The organism is Pseudonocardia sp. HH130629-09 (assembly GCF_001294645.1).
In the GTDB taxonomy this organism is placed as follows: Bacteria; Actinomycetota; Actinomycetes; order Mycobacteriales; family Pseudonocardiaceae; genus Pseudonocardia.
Window position 1 is genome coordinate 1,544,657 of the sequence record NZ_CP011868.1, and the last position, 14,459, is coordinate 1,559,115.

Annotated in this window: 15 protein-coding genes; 11 read left to right on the top strand and 4 right to left on the bottom strand. The window is 74.2% G+C overall.

The features are described from left to right. The first annotated feature begins 201 nt into the window (after positions 1–201). Both XF36_RS06925 and rsmD read left to right on the top strand, forming a co-directional pair. Positions 202–3,582 (top strand): pyruvate carboxylase, encoded by a 3,381-nt coding sequence (locus XF36_RS06925; RefSeq protein WP_060711341.1) that lies wholly within the window; start codon positions 202–204, stop codon positions 3,580–3,582. Positions 3,583–3,603: 21 nt separating this feature from the next. Then, positions 3,604–4,155, top strand: coding sequence for a 16S rRNA (guanine(966)-N(2))-methyltransferase RsmD (gene rsmD / locus XF36_RS06930; protein WP_060711342.1), 552 nt, complete (start codon positions 3,604–3,606; stop codon positions 4,153–4,155). 7 nt (positions 4,156–4,162) lie between these two features. Here rsmD and XF36_RS06935 read toward each other — a convergent pair whose 3' ends face one another. From XF36_RS06935 to XF36_RS06945, 3 genes are read right to left on the bottom strand one after another with little or no spacing between them, the layout of a single operon-like run. Then, positions 4,163–4,846 (bottom strand): HAD family hydrolase, encoded by a 684-nt coding sequence (locus XF36_RS06935; protein WP_168169472.1) that lies wholly within the window; start codon positions 4,844–4,846, stop codon positions 4,163–4,165. Continuing rightward, positions 4,843–5,283, bottom strand: coding sequence for a PTS sugar transporter subunit IIA (locus XF36_RS06940; RefSeq protein WP_060711343.1), 441 nt, complete (start codon positions 5,281–5,283; stop codon positions 4,843–4,845). The genes XF36_RS06935 and XF36_RS06940 overlap by 4 nt, the downstream gene beginning before the upstream one ends. Before the next feature lie 29 nt (positions 5,284–5,312). Beyond that, positions 5,313–5,543 (bottom strand): glucose PTS transporter subunit EIIB, encoded by a 231-nt coding sequence (locus XF36_RS06945; RefSeq protein WP_020626212.1) that lies wholly within the window; start codon positions 5,541–5,543, stop codon positions 5,313–5,315. 169 nt (positions 5,544–5,712) lie between these two features. Here XF36_RS06945 and XF36_RS06950 point away from each other — a divergent pair, with 169 nt between their 5' ends. The 7 genes from XF36_RS06950 to XF36_RS06980 all read left to right on the top strand — a co-directional run bounded on the left by XF36_RS06950 (position 5,713) and on the right by XF36_RS06980 (position 11,407). Next, the gene (locus XF36_RS06950; RefSeq protein WP_082375232.1) at positions 5,713–7,053 is read left to right on the top strand and encodes a PTS transporter subunit EIIC; all 1,341 of its coding nucleotides are present in this window, start codon (positions 5,713–5,715) and stop codon (positions 7,051–7,053) included. A gap of 26 nt (positions 7,054–7,079) precedes the next feature. After that, complete coding sequence (locus XF36_RS06955; RefSeq protein ID WP_060714486.1) at positions 7,080–7,346, top strand: HPr family phosphocarrier protein; 267 nt, start codon at positions 7,080–7,082, stop codon at positions 7,344–7,346. Beyond that, a complete protein-coding gene (locus XF36_RS06960) occupies positions 7,343–8,506 on the top strand; it encodes an N-acetylglucosamine-6-phosphate deacetylase (RefSeq protein ID WP_060711344.1) in 1,164 nt (387 codons plus the stop codon). Before XF36_RS06955 ends, XF36_RS06960 begins: the two co-directional genes overlap by 4 nt. Continuing rightward, positions 8,506–9,285 (top strand): glucosamine-6-phosphate deaminase, encoded by a 780-nt coding sequence (locus XF36_RS06965; protein ID WP_060711345.1) that lies wholly within the window; start codon positions 8,506–8,508, stop codon positions 9,283–9,285. Before XF36_RS06960 ends, XF36_RS06965 begins: the two co-directional genes overlap by 1 nt. 20 nt (positions 9,286–9,305) lie before the next feature. Further along, complete coding sequence (locus XF36_RS06970) at positions 9,306–10,040, top strand: GntR family transcriptional regulator (protein ID WP_060714487.1); 735 nt, start codon at positions 9,306–9,308, stop codon at positions 10,038–10,040. Between the two features lie 31 nt (positions 10,041–10,071). Continuing rightward, the gene (coaD, locus tag XF36_RS06975; RefSeq protein WP_060711346.1) at positions 10,072–10,557 is read left to right on the top strand and encodes a pantetheine-phosphate adenylyltransferase; all 486 of its coding nucleotides are present in this window, start codon (positions 10,072–10,074) and stop codon (positions 10,555–10,557) included. A 97-nt stretch (positions 10,558–10,654) separates the two neighbouring features. Beyond that, positions 10,655–11,407, top strand: coding sequence for a DivIVA domain-containing protein (locus XF36_RS06980; RefSeq protein WP_060711347.1), 753 nt, complete (start codon positions 10,655–10,657; stop codon positions 11,405–11,407). 347 nt (positions 11,408–11,754) lie between these two features. Here XF36_RS06980 and XF36_RS06985 read toward each other — a convergent pair whose 3' ends face one another. Next, positions 11,755–12,252 carry a VOC family protein gene (locus XF36_RS06985; RefSeq protein ID WP_060711348.1) on the bottom strand — a complete coding sequence of 166 codons (498 nt, stop codon included), beginning with the start codon at positions 12,250–12,252 and terminating at the stop codon, positions 11,755–11,757. Between the two features lie 59 nt (positions 12,253–12,311). Here XF36_RS06985 and XF36_RS06990 point away from each other — a divergent pair, with 59 nt between their 5' ends. Next, positions 12,312–13,100 carry an AraC family transcriptional regulator gene (locus XF36_RS06990; protein WP_060711349.1) on the top strand — a complete coding sequence of 263 codons (789 nt, stop codon included), beginning with the start codon at positions 12,312–12,314 and terminating at the stop codon, positions 13,098–13,100. Positions 13,101–13,444: 344 nt separating this feature from the next. After that, positions 13,445–14,446, top strand: coding sequence for a MinD/ParA family ATP-binding protein (locus XF36_RS06995; RefSeq protein WP_060711350.1), 1,002 nt, complete (start codon positions 13,445–13,447; stop codon positions 14,444–14,446). Positions 14,447–14,459 lie beyond the last annotated feature (13 nt).

The following is a 14,459-nucleotide window of genomic DNA, read 5'->3' on the forward strand; positions in this document are numbered from 1 at the left end:
CCTCCGCCCCGGACCACCGTCCACGGTGCCCCAGGTGGGCGGATCGCGCCACGTGCCGCCCGGAGCCTGGCGTCGTCCCGCTGGGTGGGCACCCCGTCCCGAGCGGTGGTCGGGACCGCTCCGATCGTGTCAGGATCACGCGTCCGTCGCGGGGAACCCCCGTCGCGACGGGGTTCGCCGCCGACCGTGATGAGGAGACCGATGTTCCGCAAGGTGCTGGTGGCCAACCGGGGCGAGATCGCCATCCGGGCGTTCCGGGCCGCGTTCGAGCTGGGTGTCTCGACGGTGGCGGTGTTCCCGTACGAGGACCGCAACTCGCTGCACCGCGCAAAGGCCGACGAGTCCTACCAGATCGGTGAGCCGGGTCACCCGGTCCGCGCGTACCTGTCGGTGGAGGAGGTCATCCGCGCCGCGAAGAAGGCCGGCGCGGACGCGGTCTACCCCGGATACGGCTTCATGTCGGAGAACCCCGACCTCGCCCGTGCCTGCGCCGAGGAGGGCATCACCTTCGTCGGCCCGCCCACCGAGGTCCTGCACCTGACGGGCAACAAGTTCCGCGCCGTGGCGGCCGCCCGCGAGGCCGGCGTGCCGGTGCTGGAGTCCTCCGACCCCTCCGACGACGTCGAGGAGCTGCTCGCCGCCGCCGAGAACATCGACTTCCCGATCTTCGTCAAGGCCGTCGCCGGCGGCGGCGGGCGCGGGATGCGCCGGGTCACCGAGCCCGGCGACCTGCGCGACGCGATCGAGGCCGCGAGCCGGGAGGCGGAGTCGGCCTTCGGTGACGGCACCGTGTTCCTGGAGCAGGCGGTGGTCAACCCCCGCCACATCGAGGTCCAGATCCTCGCCGACGCCGAGGGCAACGTCGTGCATCTCTACGAGCGCGACTGCTCGGTGCAGCGCCGCCACCAGAAGGTCGTCGAGATCGCCCCGGCCCCGAACCTGGACCCGGAGCTGCGGGACCGGATCTGCGCTGACGCGGTGAACTTCGCGAAGACGATCGGCTACGTGAACGCCGGCACCGTGGAGTTCCTGCTCGACGAGCGCGGCAAGCACCACTTCATCGAGATGAACCCGCGGATCCAGGTCGAGCACACGGTCACCGAGCAGGTCACCGACCGCGACCTGGTCATCGCCCAGCTGAGGATCGCCTCCGGGCTCACGCTGCCGGAGCTGCGGCTGACCCAGGACGACATCACCCTCACCGGTGCGGCGATGCAGACCCGCATCACCACCGAGGACCCGGCCAACGAGTTCCGGCCCGACGTCGGCACGCTGTCGGTCTACCGCTCCCCGGGCGGCCCGGGCGTGCGCCTGGACGGCGGCACCGTGCACGTCGGCGCCGAGGTCTCGGCGCACTTCGACTCGATGCTGGTCAAGCTGACCTGCCACGGCCACGACTTCGCCAACGCCGCCCGGCGCGCCCGGCGCGCGCTGGCCGAGTTCCGGATCCGTGGTGTGGCGACGAACCTGCCGTTCCTGGCCGCCGTGCTGGAGGACGAGGACTTCAAGCAGGGTCGGGTCACCACCAGCTTCATCGAGGAGCGCCCGCACCTGCTCAAGGCCCGCCCGTCGGCCGACCGCGGCTCGCGCATCCTGCAGTACCTGGGCGAGGTCACGGTCAACAAGCCCAACGGTGACCGGCCACTGGTCGTGGAGCCGGTGGACAAGCTGCCCGCCGGTGTCGACCTGGAGACGCCGGCGCCGGACGGCTCCGCGCAGCTGCTGCGCGAACTCGGTCCCGAGGGCTTCGCGCGACGGCTGCGGGAGCAGACCGCCGTCGCCGTCACCGACACGACGTTCCGCGACGCCCATCAGTCGCTGCTGGCGACCCGGATCCGGACCCGGGACCTGCTCGCGGTCGCGCCCTACGTGGCGCGCACCATGCCCGAGCTGCTGTCGCTGGAGTGCTGGGGCGGTGCGACCTACGACGTCGCCCTGCGCTTCCTCGCCGAGGACCCGTGGGACCGGCTCGCCGCGATCAAGGCGGCGGCGCCGAACATCTGCACCCAGATGCTGCTGCGCGGGCGCAACACCGTCGGCTACACGCCGTACCCGACGGAGGTGACCGACGCCTTCGTGCAGGAGGCGGCGGACACCGGCATGGACGTCTTCCGGATCTTCGACGCCCTCAACGACGTGTCCCAGATGCGTCCGGCCATCGACGCCGTCCGCAGCACCGGCACGGCGCTGGCCGAGGTCGCGCTCTGCTACACCGCGGACCTGTCGGACCCGGGGGAGAAGCTCTACACCCTCGACTACTACCTGCGCCTGGCCGAGGAGATCGTCGAGGCCGGTGCGCACGTGCTGGCGATCAAGGACATGGCCGGGCTGCTGCGCCCGCCTGCGGCGCGGACGCTGGTCACGGCGCTGCGGGAACGCTTCGACCTCCCGGTGCACCTGCACACCCACGACACCGCGGGCGGTCAGCTCGCGACGCTGGTCGCGGCGATCGACGCCGGGGTCGACGCCGTCGACGGCGCGGTCGCCTCGATGGCCGGCACTACGAGCCAGCCGTCGCTGTCGGCGCTGGTCGCGGCCACCGACCACACCGACCGTGCGACCGGGCTGAGCCTGGCCGCGGTCGGGGACATGGAGCCGTACTGGGAGGCGGTGCGCAAGGTCTACGCGCCGTTCGAGTCCGGGCTCGCGTCGCCGACCGGGCGGGTCTACCACCACGAGATCCCCGGCGGGCAGCTGTCGAACCTGCGCCAGCAGGCGATCGCGCTCGGGCTGGGCGACCGGTTCGAGCTGATCGAGGACTGCTACGCCGCCGCGGACCGGATGCTGGGCAGGCTGGTGAAGGTGACGCCGTCGTCGAAGGTCGTCGGCGACCTGGCCCTGCACCTGGTCGGGGCCGGGGTGGAGCCCGCGGACTTCGAGAAGGACCCGGCGAGCTTCGACATCCCGGAATCGGTGATCGGGTTCCTGCGCGGTGAGCTGGGTTCGCCGCCCGCGGGCTGGCCGGAGCCGTTCCGGACCCGCGCGCTGGAGGGCCGCAGCCCCGAGGCGGAGAAGGCGGAACTGTCCGGCGACGACCGCGAGGGCCTCGCCCACGACCGGCGCCGCACGCTGAACCGGCTGCTGTTCCCCGGCCCGACCAAGGACTTCGACACCCACCGCGAGCAGTACGGCAACACCGCGGTGCTGTCGTCGAAGGACTTCTTCTACGGCCTGGAGGAGGACCTCGAGCACACCGTCGACCTCGAGCCCGGCGTCACGCTGATCATCGAGCTGGAGGCCGTCTCCGAGCCCGACGAGCGCGGCTACCGCACCCTGCTGACCACCCTGAACGGCCAGCTGCGCCCGGTGTCGGTGCGCGACGAGTCGGTCGCCACCGAGGTGAAGGCCGCGGAGAAGGCGGAGAAGGGCAACGACGCGCACGTCGCCGCCCCGTTCGCCGGTGTCGTGACGTTGCAGGTCGAGGAGGGTGACACCGTCGACGACGGCCAGACCGTCGCCACCATCGAGGCCATGAAGATGGAGGCGTCGATCACCGCGCACCGGGCCGGCACCGTCACGCGGCTCGCGATCGGGAAGGTCACCCAGGTCGAGGGCGGGGACCTGCTGGTCGAGCTGGACTGAGCCGCACGGCACGATGGAGCGATGACCAGGCTGATCACGGGCACGGCGGGCGGACGACGGCTCGCCGTGCCGCCGTCGGGGACCCGGCCGACGTCGGACCGGGTCCGGGAGGCGCTGTTCTCCGCGCTCGACCACGACCCGGGCCTGCACGGCGCCGCCGTCCTCGACGTGTGCGCCGGCTCCGGCGCGCTGGGGCTGGAGGCGCTGTCGCGGGGCGCCGCCGAGGCGCTGTTCGTCGAGTCGGACAAGCGGGCCGCGGGGGTGCTGCGGCGCAACCTGGCCGCGGTCGGGCTCGGCGGGTCGGTCGTCGCGGGGCGGGCCGGGACCGTGCTGGCCGGGCCCGCGCCGCGGGCGTTCGACGTCGTGCTGGTCGACCCGCCCTACGCGGTGCCCGACGACGAGGTCGCGGGCTGGCTGAGCGCCGCCGCCCACGGGTGGCTCGCACCCGGAGCGGCCGTCGTCGTCGAGCGGGCGAAGGCGTCGGGGGAGTTCGCCTGGCCGGAGGGGTTCACCGCGGGCCGGTCACGCCGCTACGGCGACACCGTCCTGCACCACGGCTCGCTCGTGGGCTGAGCCCGGATCAGGCCGCCGGGCCCAGTAGCCGGTCGGGTGTCAGGTCGGGCACCGTGCGGTGCGCCCCGGCCGCGGTCAGCTCCGCCTCCCCGGCCGTCGTCCGGACCCCGACGATGGTGCCCATCCCGGCCGCGACCAGCGAGGACACCCCGGCGACGGAGTCCTCGAACGCGACGCAGCCGCCCGGGTCGGCGTCGAGACGGCGGCACGCGGCGAGGTAGCCCTCCGGGTCCGGCTTGCCACGCACCACGTCCTCGGCGGTGACGACCAGCTCGACCAGCGGGGCCGCGCCGAGCACGTCACCCAGCACCCGGTCCGCCCAGCCGCGGCGGGCGCTCGTCACCACCGCGAGCCGGTGCCCGCGCTCGGCCAGCGAGCGGAGCAGCGCGGGTGCGCCGGGGACGACGTCGACGTCCTCGGCGAGGGCGGAGCCGTGCCCGGCCAGCTGCGCGGCGAGCTCGTCGGGGTCCTCGCCGCGCCACGGCCCGTCGACCTCGCGCAGCACGTCGACCGCGCGGCGGCCCATGAACCGGTGCCGGTAGGTGTCGTCGTCGACGTCGGCGCCCCACTCGGCGAAGAACCGGGCCCAGATCCGGCGGTGCACGTGCTCGCTGCGCACGAGGGTGCCGTCGAGGTCGAAGACGACCGGGGCCCCGTCGGGGACGGTGGCCACTGCGTCGGCGCCGCTCACAGGCGGAACAGCTCGTCCCCGGCGCGCACGGTGTGCCCGGTGGGGGCGCTCACCGACCCGGCGGGTGAGTCCAGCACGACGACCGGACAGGTCGCGGCCAGTCCGGCAGCCCGCACGGCGGCGAGGTCGACGGTCAGCACCGGGGTGCCCGGCTCGACCGGGTCGCCCTTCGCGACGTGCACGGTGAACCCGGCCCCGCCGAGCGAGACCGTCTCGATCCCGACGTGCACCAGCACTCCGGGCCCGTCGGCGGGGGCGACGACGAAGGCGTGCGGGTGCAGCGCCGCGACCGTCCCGCCGACCGGGGCCAGCACGACCGCCTCGGTGGCGTCCGCGGACGGCTCGACCGCCGTCCCACCGCCGAGCAGCTCGTCGCGGAACACCGGGTCCGGCACTCCCGCTGGCCCGACCACGGTCCCGCCGACGGGCGCGAACACGGGTGTCGGCTCCGTTGTCGACTCCGTTGTCACAGCAGGTCCCGGACGTCGTCGCAGAGGTTCTCCGCCTCCGGCCCGATCACGACCTGCACGACGGTCCCTGACCGGACCACACCGTGCGCCCCGGCGGCCTTCAGCGCGGCGTCGTCGACCAGGCCGGGGTCGCCGACCTCGGTCCGCAGCCGGGTGATGCACGCCTCGATGTCGGTGATGTTCCCGGGCCCGCCCAGCCCCGCCACGATGTCGTCGGCCCTGCTCATGGGGTTCCTCCGCTCTCCGGTCACTACTGGTCATGACCAGTGTCTTGACAGTGCCGCGCTCGCCCCGCACCCTCACTGGTAATAACCAGACCGTACCGGCTGACGCGGCGGCTCCACAACGCCCGCGCACCGGCCCCGGTCGCCGACACCTCACGAGGAGTGCGAGCCCATGAGCACCTCCACAGCGGAACCGGTACGACGACGGGCCGGGCTGGCCGGCCTGCAGCGTCTCGGCCGGAGCCTGATGCTCCCGATCGCCGTCCTGCCCGCGGCCGGTCTGCTGCTGCGTCTCGGGCAGGACGACCTGCTCGGCGGGGTCGAGGCGCTGAAGCAGCCCGCGGCGGTGCTCGCCGCGGCCGGCGGCGCGCTGTTCGACCACCTCCCGATGATCTTCGCGGTCGGCATCGCGATCGGCTGGGCGCGCCGCTCCGACGGTTCCACCGCGCTCGCGGCCCTCGTCGGCTACCTCGTCATGGACGGGGTGTTCACCGCGCTGTCCCCGGTGCTGCTGCCCGGGGTGCTCGACTCGAAGGGCGAGCAGGCCACGATCGACTTCGGGGTGCTGGGCGGCATCGTCGCGGGGCTCGTCGCGGCGCTGCTGTGGCAGCGCTTCCACCGCACGACGCTGCCGACCTTCCTCGGCTTCTTCAACGGCCGTCGGCTGGTCCCGATCCTCACCGCGGTCTCGATGATGGTGATCGCGTCGGTGATGAGCCTGGTCTACCCGGTCTTCAACGCCGGGCTGACCGGGCTGGGCACCGTGGTCGGGGAGAACGCGGTCGTCGGCGGCGGAATCTTCGGCGTGGTGAACCGGCTGCTCCTGCCGATCGGGCTGCACCACATCGTGAACAACGTCGTCTGGTTCCTCCTCGGGGACTTCGACGGCACCCGCGGTGACCTCAACCGCTTCTTCGCCGGTGACCCGACCGCCGGGACGTTCATGACCGGCTTCTTCCCGATCATGATGTTCGCGCTGCCCGCCGCGGCACTCGCGATCTGGCACGAGGCCCGCCCGGAGCGGCGCAAGCTGGTCGGTGGGATCATGGTGTCGGTCGCGCTGACCTCCTTCGTCACCGGCATCACCGAGCCGCTCGAGTACGCCTTCGTCTACGTCGCGTGGCCGCTGTACCTGATCCACGCGGTGCTCACCGGCACCTCGCTCGCGCTGGTCAACGCGCTCGACATCCACAGCGGGTTCGCCTTCTCCGCCGGCGCGATCGACTACGTCCTCAACTTCGGCCAGTCCACCCGGCCGCTGTGGCTGATCCCGATCGGGCTGGCCTACGCCGTCGTCTACTACGTGCTGTTCCGCTTCGTGATCCGCCGCTGGAACCTGCGCACCCCCGGCCGGGAGGACGACGAGACCACCGGCACCGAGACCACACCGGCCACCGTCACCGCCGCGACCACCGAGAGTGCCGGGACGACCGGGAGCGCCGGGACCACCGGGGCCGCCGGGGCCGCCGGGGCCGCCGGCGACACCGACACCGCCGGACGGACCGACCGGTGACCACCCACGAGGAGCAGGAGAACACCGTGCACACCCGCACCGCCGTCGTCGCGTCCCGGGTGGGGCTGCACGCCCGCCCGGCCGCGCTGTTCGCCCGCGCGGCAGGCGCCACCGGACTGGACGTCACCGTCGCGACGCAGGGGAAGGACCCGGTCGACGCCCGCAGCGTCCTCGGGCTCATGACCCTCGGCGTCGTCTTCGGCGACGAGGTCGTCCTGCGGGCCGACGGCGACGACGCGCCCGCCGCGCTGGACGGCCTCGTGGCGCTGCTCGAGACGGACCACGACGCGTGACGGCGGACCGCGTGCTGCGCGGCACCGTCGTCACCGACGGCCGGCTGCTCCCGGACTCGGTCGTCGCGGTCGCGGGGGACCGGATCGTCGCGGTCGTCCCGGCCGCGGCGTACGACGGTCCGCTCCCGCCCGCGTCGTCGTCGCTGCTGCTGCCCGGGCTGGTCGACGTGCACGACCACGGCGGTGCCGGACACGGCTTCCCGGACGCGACGGCGGCCGGGGCCGCGGCGGCCGTCGCCCACCACCGGGCGCACGGCACGACGACGACGGTCGCCTCGCTCGTCTCGGCCCCGCCGACCGTGCTGGCCGAACGGATCGCGACGCTGCGTCCGCTCGTCGTCGCCGGGGACCTCGCCGGGATCCACCTGGAGGGCCCGTTCCTGGCGACCGCGCGGTGCGGCGCGCACGACCCGCGCGCGATCCTCCCGGGCGACCCCGTGCTGCTCGACGAGCTGCTGACCAAGGCCGACGGCGCCGTCGCGTCGGTGACCTACGCGCCGGAGACCGCGCACGCGGCGGACCTGCTCGCGGTGCTCGCCACGCACGGCGTGCTGCCGAGCATCGGCCACACCGACGCCGACGCCCGCACCACCACGACCGGGATCGAACGGGCCGGCGGGGCGCCGATGAGCGCCACCCACCTGTTCAACGCGATGCCCCCGGTGCACCACCGGGCGCCCGGGCCGGCCGCTGCGTGCCTGGCGGCGGCCGCGCGGGGCGAGCTCGTCGTGGAGCTCGTCGCGGACGGGGTGCACCTGGCCTCCGAGACCGTCGCCGCGGTGTTCGACCTCGTCGGGCCGGACCGGGTCGCGCTGGTCACCGACGCGATGGCCGCGGCCGGGATGCCCGACGGCCAGTACCGCCTGGGCACGATGCAGGTCCGGGTGGACGACGGCGTCGCCCGGATCCCGGACGGGCCCATCGCCGGCGGCACCGCGTGCCTGGTCGACGTCGTCCGGGCCACGGTGCGCGACGCGGGGGTCCGGCTGCCGGACGCGGTGCTCGCCGCGACCCGCACGCCGGCCCGGCTCCTCGGGCTCGACGGCGAGGTCGGGTCGCTGGTCCCGGGTCACCGCGCCGACGTGCTCGTCACCGACGCGGACCTGCGGCCGCGCCACGTGCTGCGCGCCGGGGAGCCCGTCACCGGTGGGGGTGCGTGATGGAGGTCGTGGTCCTCGACGACCCACGGGCCTGCGGGCGGGCGGTCGCCGACGCCGTCGCCGAGGTCCTGGCCCGTGACACCGGCCGGCCGGCGACCCTCGGGCTCGCCACCGGAAGCTCCCCGCTGCCCGCCTACGCCGAGCTGATCCGGCGGCACCGCGAGGAGGGGCTGTCCTTCGCCGGGGCGCGGGCGTTCCTGCTCGACGAGTACCTGGGCCTGCCCGCGGGGCATCCGCAGTCCTACCGCGAGGTCATCCGCCGTGAGCTGACCGACCACCTCGACATCGACCCGGCCGCGGTGCACGCCCCCGACGGCACCCGCGCCGACCCGGAGGCGGCCGCCGCCGACTACGAGCGTCTGCTCGCCGCGCACGGCCCGGTGGACCTGCAGATCCTGGGCATCGGCGGGAACGGCCACATCGGGTTCAACGAGCCCGGCTCGGCGTTCGACTCGCGCACCCGGGTCACGACGCTGACCGAGCGGACCCGCGCCGACAACGCACGGTTCTTCGACCGTCCGGCCGACGTGCCGCACCGGGTGCTCACCCAGGGGCTGGCCACCATCACCGGCGCGCGGCGGATCGTGCTCGTCGCGACCGGGGAGGGCAAGCGCGCGGCCGTGGCGGCGACGGTGTCCGGACCGGTCACGACCGACGTGCCCGCGACCGTGCTGCGCACCCACCCGCACTGCACGCTCGTGCTCGACCGGGCGGCCGCCGGGGAGCGGGCCGGGCCCGTCGCGGCCGGGCAGGTCGGCGCACCGGGACGGGGGCGGTAGTGGCTACGGTGGACGGCACCATGAACGGCGAGGTCCGGATCGGCGACGGGGTCGTGCCCAAGCACGAGCAGCTCCGCACCCTGCTCGCGGAGACGATCGCGCGGGACTTCTCACCGGGCGACCCCTTCCCCAGCGAGCGCAGGCTGTGTCTGGACCACGGCGTGAGCCGGGTGACGGTGCGGGCCGCCGTCGGCGAGTTGGAGCGCGACGGGCTGCTGACCCGGGTCCGCGGCAAGGGCACCTACGTCGCCGCCCGCACCGCGCGCTCCCGGCTGCACCTCGCGTCCTTCCACGACGACATGCGCCGGCTCGGACTGACCCCGACCACGGTCGTCCTCGATGTCGCCTGCACCACCGGGCCGCCGGAGGCCGTCCGTGCGCTCGGCCAGGGCCCCGACGGCCGGTGCTGGCACCTGCGGCGGTTGCGCGTCGCCGACGGGGTGCCGATGTCGATCGACGACGCCTGGTACGACGCCGAGCGGGTCCCCGACCTCGACGCGCACGACCTCAGCGGCTCGGTCTACAAGATCCTGCAGGACCACTACCGGCTCCCCATCGACCGCGCCGAGCAGACCGTCGCCGCCCGGCAGGCCGACGAGGCCTCGGCGGTCCTGCTCGGGATCCCCGCCGGGCACCCGGTCCTGGTGTTCGACCGGACCGCCAGCTCCGGCGACCGGCCGGTCGAGTACACCGTGTCCCACTACCGCGGTGACCGCTACGAGCTGCACATGTCGCTCGACCGGAGCTGGGCCTGACCGGTGATCACCGGCTGATAGGTTCCGCTCCATGCCCGAGGTCCGCCGCGCCGTCTGCCCCGGTTCCTACGACCCGCCGACGGTGGGGCATCTCGACGTCATCGCCCGCACCGCGGGGCTGTTCGACGAGGTGTTCGTCGCGATCCTCGTGAACCCCCGCAAGGAGGGGCTGTTCTCCGTCGACGAGCGTGTCGCGATGCTCACCGAGATCACCGCGGACCTCCCGGGCGTGCGGGTCGAGTCGTTCCAGGGCCTCGTCGTCGACTACTGCCGTGAGCGCGGCGCCCGGGCGATGGTCAAGGGCCTGCGCGGCGCGACGGACTACGACTACGAGCTGCCGATGGCGCACATGAACCGGCACCTGACCGGAGTCGAGACGCTGTTCCTGCCCGGCGCGCCCGGGCAGGTCTACGTGTCGAGCTCGCTGGTCAAGGAGGTCGCCCGCGGCGGCGGCGACGTCACCGCGTTCCTCCCGCCGAGCGTGCACACCCGGCTGCTGGAGCGCCTGTCCGGCTGAGCCCGGACCCCTGCCAGGCTCACCCGGTCGGAACTTGACACGCGGGAGCGGCGCCGAATAACGGGTCCGCGCCCGCGACGGTGAGAGGATCGCTCGCGTGTACCGGGTCTTCGAGTCGCTGGACGCGCTGGTGACGATCGTCGAAGAGGCGCGCAGCGTCCCGATGACGTCGAACTGCGTGGTCCCGCGCGGCGACGTGCTGGAGCTGCTCGACGACGTCCGCGAGGCGATCCCGGGCGAGATGGACGACGCCCAGGACGTGCTCGACCGGCGCGACGACATCGTGTCCGAGGCCGAGCGCGAGGCGGAGGAGACCCGGACAGCGGCGAACTCCGAGGCCGAGGAGACGCTGCAGAACGCGCGCACCGAGGCCGAGCGGCTCGTCGCCGAGGCGCAGGAGGAGGCCGGGCGCACACTGGCCGAGGCCCGCCACGAGGCGGAGCGCGCGGTCGCCGAGGGCCGCCGTCAGTACGCCGAGCTCACCGACCGGGCCCGTGACGAGGCCGAACGGATGAGCCACGCCGGGCGGGCCGCGCACGACCGGCTCATCGCCGACGGGCAGAACGAGCAGACCCGGCTGGTGTCCCAGACCGAGGTCGTCCGCGCCGCGCACGCCGAGGCCGGCCGGATCGTCGACGGCGCGCACGCCGAGGCCGACCGGCTGCGCCGCGAGTGCGACGACTACGTCGACACCACCCTCGGCGAGCTGGAGACCACCCTGAACAACGCGCTGGGCGTCGTCGGGCGCGGGCGCAGCCAGATCTGGCGCGGTCAGTACGGTCCGAACTACGGCGCCGGGCTGCCCCCGGAGCAGGGGCGCACCGGCACCGGGATGGACCTGATCGACTGACGGCCGCCGGCACCGGGTCGGGTCAGTCCGCTCCGCGGTAGGCGCGCCCGGTGGGTGTCGTGGTCGTGACCCCGTCCGGACCGCGGGCGACGTGCCATCCGGGTTGTTCGCGGATGTGGTTGTCGAACTCGCACACCCCGCGTCCGTCGTCGAGTTAGTTCTCGTTCACCATTGCGAACTCGTGAGCTCCGAGAACGGTGAAGGTCCTGCGTCCCAGGCATCAGCGGGAGCACGATGCGCCGGCATCCCGGACCACGGCAGGGCCGAGGTCCCGGCCGGCCCTGCCGTGTGCCGTCGGCTGCGGCCGGGACGCCGGCGCGCCGATCAGGGACCCGCCCGCCGCACCGTCAGCCCTGCTCCGCCGCCCACTCGGCGACCCGCCGCGCGCTCTCCTCCGGCGACAGGTCCTCCACCCGGGTCATCACCGCCCACCGCACCCCGTACGGGTCGACGACCGAGCCGAACCGGTCCCCGGACACGAACGTCGAGACCGGCTCCCGCACGGTCGACCCGGCCTCGGTCAGCGTGGCGACGGTCGCGTCGGTGTCGGGCACGTACACCGCGAGCGACAGCGACACCGGGTGGTCGCCCGCCGGGGCGGAGACGAGGCCGTAGTCGGGCATCGCGTCGGAGACGGTGAACCGGCCGGCCGCCAGCTCCAGCTCGGCGTGCCCGATCATGTCGCCCATCTCGGTGACCGAGAGCACCCGGGCCCCGAAGGCGGCACAGTAGAGTTCGATCGCTGTGCGGGCGGGCGACGCCACCAGGTGCGGGGTGAGCGAGGTGACCCAGTGCGGGCGGCCGTCGGTGGTGTGGGTGCCGGTGACGCTGCTCGTGAGCTCCATGGGTCGAGCGTGCCCGCCCCGCGACGGGGCGGATTGAACATTGCCGACAGGAGTGGCCGATGACCGTCGAGTCGCGCGGGCACCTGAACCCGGGCGCCCCGGAGGTCGCGCTCGACCGGGTTCGGATCGGGCTCGACGACCTCGTGCGCTGGGTGTGGACCGCCCGCTGGGACGTGCCGCCCGGGCGCACGGTGCGCCAGCGGGTGCTGCAGTACCCGGCGTTCAACCTCGTCACCGACCCGGTCACCGCGACACTGCACGGGCCGCGCACCGGCGTCGACGTCCGGGAGCTGACCGGGCGGTCCTGGGTCGTCGGCGTGCTGCTCCGGCCCGGCGCGACCCCGCTGCTCACGGCCACCGCGCCGGCCGCACTGCGTGGCGCCGACGAGGAGGTCCACGGCGCGCCGGTGGCGGAGCTGGCCACGGTCGTGGCGTGCGGCGACCCGGCCGCGACGGTGCGGGACTGGCTCGCCCCGCTGGCCGACCGGGTCACCGACGCCGGACGCCTGGTCAACCGGGCCTGCACGCTGGCCGAGTCCCGCACCGACGTCGTACGCGCCGACCAGCTCGCCGAGCTCGTCGGCGTCGCGCCGCGGACGCTGGAACGGCTGGTCCGCGGCCACATCGGGCTGACCCCGCTGTGGCTGATCGAGTGCCGTCGCCTGCAGCACGCCGCCGCGGTGCTCCGGACCGACCCGGACGCCGCGCTGGCCGGGCTGGCCGCCGCGCTGGCCGGGCTGGCCGCCGAACTCGGCTACGCCGACCAGGCCCACTTCACCCGTCGCTACCGGGCCGTGCTCGGCGAGACCCCCGGCGCCACCCGGCAGGCGGCCCGCGCGGCCGGGTGATCGCGGCAACGGCTGCGGCGCAGGTGCTTCACCGCGGGCAGTCACTGAGCCTTTTTCAACCTGACCAGCGAGCTTCTGCGTCAGGAGATCGCGAAGGTTGCAGCGCAACTGCTCTGACCACAGCTGCACAGGTCACCGGCTCGCTAGCTCGGCGTCTGCACCCACACAACCAGGCCCCTGAGCTGCCGGAACGGCAGGTTGAAAAAGGCTCACTGTGATCGGATACGCCGGAAGCAGGAAGCCAGGTCACCCGCCGTACTACTCTCCCGCGCATGGCACGCCGGCCCGAACCCGACCCGACGACCTGGTGGGAACGCTATGGGCACCGGCTGGAAGGACCCCCCGTGACGAACCCGGCCCCGCCCCCCGAGGCCCCGCGTCCCGAGCTGCCCCGCTCCGAGGCTCGGCGTGGGAACGCCGGGGCGGTCGCGGCGGACCTGCGTGAGGACTCCATGCTGCGGCCCCGGCCCGACCGGCCGCGCACCGGTTGGCGTCGCGCCCTCTACGACATCACCGGTGGCCGGGTGAACCCCGGCCCGAGCGACGCCGAGGAGCTCCGCACCGGGATGCTGGCGCGGGTCCGCGCACCACTGGCCGGTGCGCACCGGGTGGCGGTCATGTCGGTGAAGGGCGGCGTCGGCAAGACCACGGTCGCGGCCTGCCTCGGGCAGGCGCTGGCCGAGCACCGAGGGGACCGGGCCGTCGTCCTCGACGCGAACCCCGACGCCGGCACGCTCGCCGACCGGCTGACCGGCGACTCCCGGATCACCGTCCGCGAGCTGCTGAACGACCTGGAGGGGGTCGGCACCTGGACCGACGTGTCCCGTTACACGAGCCTCGCCGGGCGCCTGCAGGTCCTGGCCTCGGAGCAGGACCCCGCCTCCGGTGAGGCGTTCTCCCGCGACGAGTACGAGCGCGTCGTCGACCTGCTGGGCCGCTTCTTCAACATCATCATCACCGACTCGGGCACCGGGATGGTGCACTCCACGATGCAGGGCACCCTCGCGCGCGCCGACTCCGTGGTCGTCGTGGGGGCCCCCACCGTCGACGGGGCGGGCCGGGCCAGCAAGACGCTGGACTGGCTGGTCGCGCACGGCCACGGCGACCTCGTCCGCAACGCGGTGGTCGTGCTGTCCTGCGACCGGCGCAGCGCCGAGGTCGACGCCGCCCGGATCCGCGAGCACTTCGCCCAGCGGGTGCGCGGCGTCGTCGAGGTGCCGCACGACCCGCACCTGGCCACCGGCGGGCGGATCGACCCGGCCCGGCTCCGGCCGGCGACCGCGGACGCGTTCCTGGAGCTGGGCGCCCTGGTCGCCGACGCGTTCGACGTGCGACGACGCGACTGACCGGGCCGCGTAC

Coding starts and splice junctions, on each gene's coding strand:
- XF36_RS06990 (WP_060711349.1), top strand. CDS start 12,312: ATGACCGTCGAGTCGCGCGGGCACCTGAACCCGGGCGCCCCGGAGGTC.
- XF36_RS06970 (WP_060714487.1), top strand. CDS start 9,306: ATGAACGGCGAGGTCCGGATCGGCGACGGGGTCGTGCCCAAGCACGAG.
- rsmD (WP_060711342.1), top strand. CDS start 3,604: ATGACCAGGCTGATCACGGGCACGGCGGGCGGACGACGGCTCGCCGTG.
- XF36_RS06950 (WP_082375232.1), top strand. CDS start 5,713: ATGAGCACCTCCACAGCGGAACCGGTACGACGACGGGCCGGGCTGGCC.
- coaD (WP_060711346.1), top strand. CDS start 10,072: ATGCCCGAGGTCCGCCGCGCCGTCTGCCCCGGTTCCTACGACCCGCCG.
- XF36_RS06965 (WP_060711345.1), top strand. CDS start 8,506: ATGGAGGTCGTGGTCCTCGACGACCCACGGGCCTGCGGGCGGGCGGTC.
- XF36_RS06925 (WP_060711341.1), top strand. CDS start 202: ATGTTCCGCAAGGTGCTGGTGGCCAACCGGGGCGAGATCGCCATCCGG.
- XF36_RS06985 (WP_060711348.1), bottom strand. CDS start 12,252: ATGGAGCTCACGAGCAGCGTCACCGGCACCCACACCACCGACGGCCGC.
- XF36_RS06945 (WP_020626212.1), bottom strand. CDS start 5,543: ATGAGCAGGGCCGACGACATCGTGGCGGGGCTGGGCGGGCCCGGGAAC.